The organism is Rhizobium sp. BR 317 (assembly GCF_047445835.1).
In the GTDB taxonomy this organism is placed as follows: domain Bacteria; phylum Pseudomonadota; class Alphaproteobacteria; order Rhizobiales; family Rhizobiaceae; genus Rhizobium; species Rhizobium paranaense.
On sequence record NZ_JARWLB010000057.1, the window covers coordinates 1 to 4,239 of the forward strand.

General features: G+C 56.5%; 5 protein-coding genes. 3 read left to right on the top strand and 2 right to left on the bottom strand.

Annotation, left to right across the window (positions count from 1 at the left end; all coding sequences use genetic code 11):
- Positions 1–354: hypothetical protein (locus QD357_RS31290; RefSeq protein ID WP_414125862.1), on the bottom strand; the 354-nt coding region annotated here is incomplete at its 3' end.
- 416 nt (positions 355–770) lie between these two features.
- Between QD357_RS31290 and QD357_RS31295 the strand changes: the two genes are divergently transcribed.
- From QD357_RS31295 to QD357_RS31305, 3 genes are all read left to right on the top strand, one after another.
- A complete protein-coding gene (locus QD357_RS31295; RefSeq protein WP_414125863.1) occupies positions 771–2,258 on the top strand; it encodes an amidohydrolase family protein in 1,488 nt (495 codons plus the stop codon).
- A gap of 345 nt (positions 2,259–2,603) precedes the next feature.
- Complete coding sequence (locus QD357_RS31300; RefSeq protein ID WP_414125864.1) at positions 2,604–2,936, top strand: hypothetical protein; 333 nt, start codon at positions 2,604–2,606, stop codon at positions 2,934–2,936.
- Positions 2,933–3,541: a hypothetical protein gene (locus QD357_RS31305; protein ID WP_414125865.1), complete on the top strand. Its 609-nt coding sequence runs from the start codon at positions 2,933–2,935 to the stop codon at positions 3,539–3,541. The genes QD357_RS31300 and QD357_RS31305 overlap by 4 nt, the downstream gene beginning before the upstream one ends.
- A 312-nt stretch (positions 3,542–3,853) precedes the next feature.
- Here the strand turns inward: QD357_RS31305 and QD357_RS31310 are convergent.
- The coding region (locus QD357_RS31310) for a hypothetical protein (protein WP_414125866.1) at positions 3,854–4,239 on the bottom strand (386 nt) is incomplete at its 5' end.

Here is a 4,239-nt window from a genome sequence, read left to right on the forward strand (position 1 = left end):
GTCCTCCTCGGCGATTTCAACCGCAACTTCTGGCATGAACTGCGCGACCAGCGGCCGGCCAGGACCGACGCCAGCGGGACCTCGTCGCCGCGGTCGGCGGGGGTGTTGTCCCGGTCTCTCATAGAAGAAGTGGCCGATGGGCAGCCAGCGGCCGCCGATCTCAAGATTCTCGACGAGCACTGCCAGATCAGCGATGCTGGGCAGGCACTTTGCACCCAKGCCGAAATCCGCKACCTGACCCCGCMGGAAACACAGCTTCTCGCCTCGGACAATTATCTCGGGTGCCGCAATCCGGTAGGCCTTGATCACATCCTCGTCGGGCCCGGAATCAAAAGCGACGGCCCGGCCGAACATTTGAGCATCGGAAACCTTKGTGGCAACAAAGCAGGCACCCCGAACGGGAAAGACCAGGTATTKGCGATTTCGGATCACTGCCCKATGATCGCCCGGCTGRATTTTTGAACCCTCGTCTGTGACGATCAGAACGCTTGGCGGGATTTCATGTCTGCATTGCATCKGGGCCGAGTTGGGGGATGATTATGCTACGTCGAGCTTTTCTAACGCAGGCATCTTTGTCTGCTGTCGCATTGACTACGGGTTGCGGACGACCGAGCMMGTCGGTACCGGGCGAAGGCGTCCCGTTGGTCGACGCTCATTGCCACGTTTTCAATGCGTCGGATCTCCCGACCACCCGCTTCCTGCKACAAGTMGTCTTCGAAKATTTTCCCAAGCAGTCGGTMGCCCGCATTCTCGCAGTGCGTGATCCTGACGTGACCGACGAATTCATCGCACTTCTTCTGAAGCTGCTCGGCACGGGAAGCGCACCGACGGCGGATGAGGAAATCGCGTTCCTCGACACCGGACGGAACGGAAAAGCCGCTTCTCTGACGGTCGACAAAGCGCGCGCGGCGGCGGTCGAAGACACAAGCCAGCATCTCCTGGAACTCGATCGGAAGAGGCGGCGGATCGTTACGATGACAGCCCCGGGCGATCTGGCGACACGATCATCTATCTCCGAGGAAAAGTTCCTCAATTATATGCTCGGTGACCCGATCAAGACTCTGCGCGCCAACGAACCGCTCACGATCGGAGAAGCCCGCGGAGCCAGCCAGCGCGCTTTCCTGAGGCAAGATCCTGTGGGGCGCTATCTCAATTGGTTCAGTCTGTTTCGCCTYTACCGGTACGTCCTTGTTGATCGCCTGGTTGCCGACAGCAAGGCACAGGACTTCAATCCGGTGCTGTTGACGCCGGCGCTCGTCGATTATGATGAGTGGCTCTATGAAGATGTAGACTTTTCGCCCTTACCCCGGCAGATGGTGGTGATGGATCGGATTTCGCAGCGCATGGCGAAAGCGAAATCCGGTCCCGTCGTCCACGGCTACATGGGGTTTGATCCGCTCCGGGAAGTGGCATTCCGGAAAGGGAAAAGCAGTATAAGCTCGCTTGCGACTGCCTATTCGGCTCTGATGAAACATGGCTTCGTCGGCATCAAGCTCTACCMGCCGATGGGCTTTCGTCCCACGGGCAACCAGCCGCCATATCCGGAGCGAACAGTGAAGAGCCTGGGATTTGACCCCAGCGAGGAACTCGATGCTGCGCTTCGAGACCTCTACAAGCTCTGTGTCGATGTCGATGCCCCAATATTGGCTCATGGCTATTCGTCGAACGGTTMCGGTCCAGATTATGCAAAGCGGGGCGATCCCGCCTACTGGATACCCGTGTTCAAGGAGTTCCCCAAGCTACGGGTTTGTATCGCGCATTTCGGTCGTTTCAGCGCACGGTCGGCTGGACGGGAAGGAATGCTTTTGCCGGATGGCAGTTGGGAATGGCGGCTCGGTGAATTCATCAAGGAAAACCCGGGCCGGAACGTGGTMGCCGACATCAGCTATTTTTCCGAGGTGCTTTCGGCCGGCTCGAAAGAACGAGACTTCCTTGCGAAGTCCTTCAACAAATGGCTGGAAAAATTCGATAGTGGTTGCGATCACATCGTTTACGGAAGCGACTGGATCATGCTCGGGAAGGAGGCAGGCTATAGTCACTATATCGAAAGCGTGAACGCCTTTCTGCGCACCGACTGCGGTMTTTCGGACGATACTTGCGACAAGATTTTCCGTCGCAACGCGCTTCGTTTCCTTCCCTTGGAACGGGGAAGCCTGGGGCGCGAGCGGCTTCTCGCCTACTATCGAACAAATGGACTGGATGAGGGTCGCCTTCCCTTTGCAAGCTCGCGCCTGGTCGCCCGTCTCTTTGGTCGGTGAATAAGCAGCGACCGGCTCGGTCGTGAGCGCCGTGAAAGGACTCGAACCGTCAGTCCCATTGCACAAGGTCAGTTAACAAGTTGATTKAATTGGAGATTGCAGGGCTTCAACAGCAGTTATGCAAGCTATTCCTATCTCACATAATTCCGAGTTGTGTGAATTCAGCTCTCGCCATGGTTAGATTGCCGGCGGCATTATGCAACGGCTCCTCGAGCAGTTTTGACGAAGACCCTCCTGTCCGAATCGAAACTCATGCGCGCGTTTCTCGTGATATGATTGCAATCTGCTATGACTGTCCACGAAATACCGGAAAGATTCGAGAGTGCGAGGCGTATACGAGGGAAAATGGCCAAGTTTTTAGAAGAAGAGTTCAACGTCATTAGAAGCGTCATCGATAACGGCGGTGTCTACACGATCACCATCGACGCGTCTGATATCCCCGTGGACGCAAGGACCGAAACATTCCCCGGAGTTGCCMCGAACCTTGAGACCGGCTTCGAGCTGCCGCCATCGAGCATCATTCATGATCCGGTTGTGGCAAACGAAATCCTGACGAAGATCGATACGTGGGGGCAGATCCAAGTGCTGGTCTACAAGCGCGGCGGCAAGATTTTTTACAAAAAGCTACMAGATGGGCGGTACGAAGCCACGATCGAGCGCGCCAAGGATACCGCATGACATTCAGTACGCTGACGCCGCTTGAGCGGGCGATCCTTGATCACATCGGTCCAATGCTGTCGTCGGAAGAGCATATTTATCTGGATGAAGCCGGGGAAAAGGTGCTTCATCATGCGAGCCACCTGAAAGAAGGCGGAGACTTGGCMGACGAGATCAAGGCGCGGCTACTGAATGGCGAGAAGTTAAAGCTTCTGCATAATCACCCTAACGGTGGTTCTTTGAGCAGCTTCGATTGGAAGGTGATGACCGAGCACTTCGGTCAGCTCGAGATGATCGTTGTCACGCCGTGGGATTCCGTACACCGCGGTCGTGTCGATTACGATTTTCAAGCAGATGAGATGAAGCTAGTGCTCCCCCGGCTGAATACCGTTTTCAACGAGATGAGCCACCTAATCCGGGTGCCGTACATTTCCAGTCTGAACCCATCACTGCCAGTCGATGCGGAGCGTGTGACGTCTATTTACATGAACCAGCGGCTATTTGGGCTGGGGATCGTCGACTACGGCGCGKAGCTAAGCCTCGCGGATCACTCCGTCATCATCGACCTGCTGAGGGAGCCGCTCCGAAACGTGTGGGACAAACTCCTCATTAAGCGGCTTCCCTAGGCGGGCGGGCGGGCGGCGTGAACGGATTGTTGGTGGCCAATACACATCCGCTGGCATCTGTCCGACAGGTCCCTGAATGATGGGCGCACCCTGCCTCGCCATCGGGACCACTATGTCGAAAACCCTTTCTCGCTCTACGACGGCGATTTGATGATAGGTCTATTCGGGGATCTGTCCAACGAATGAACGGACTTCTACGGGCTCGGCGCCAAGCGCAATCTCTCGATGTTCGTACCCGCAAAAACGGACTTCCGCCGATACGGAAAACCTGAAAATCGCACATAAGGAAAGCAGCGCATGACCGCATGGACGTTAGACGAGCTTCGCCGGCTGGATCTGAAATACGCTGAAGAAGGCGTCCACGTCCATCAGCGGCCCTTTCGTGCCGCAATGGAACTGCTCGGCTCCAATTTTGTCATGGGTGTTGGCGAAAACCCTGACGTCAAACGGATCATGGACGCTTACACCGCCATGATGCCCGAAGTCACCACGAGTTGGCCGGGCGCTGGCATCGGGTTCGCTGCATCCRTCGACCAGGTTMGAAAGCTCACTTTCCCAGTTGTGTTCGGCGAACGATTGCTTCAGCCTTGGGAATTGTCCGGTTTCAGCAGCGCGGAGGAATGGCGGAATTGGTGCCGGCAGGACCGGACAATCGCCGGTGAGATGGCTCTCGCGGTCGCTGACCTCCATGATCTCAC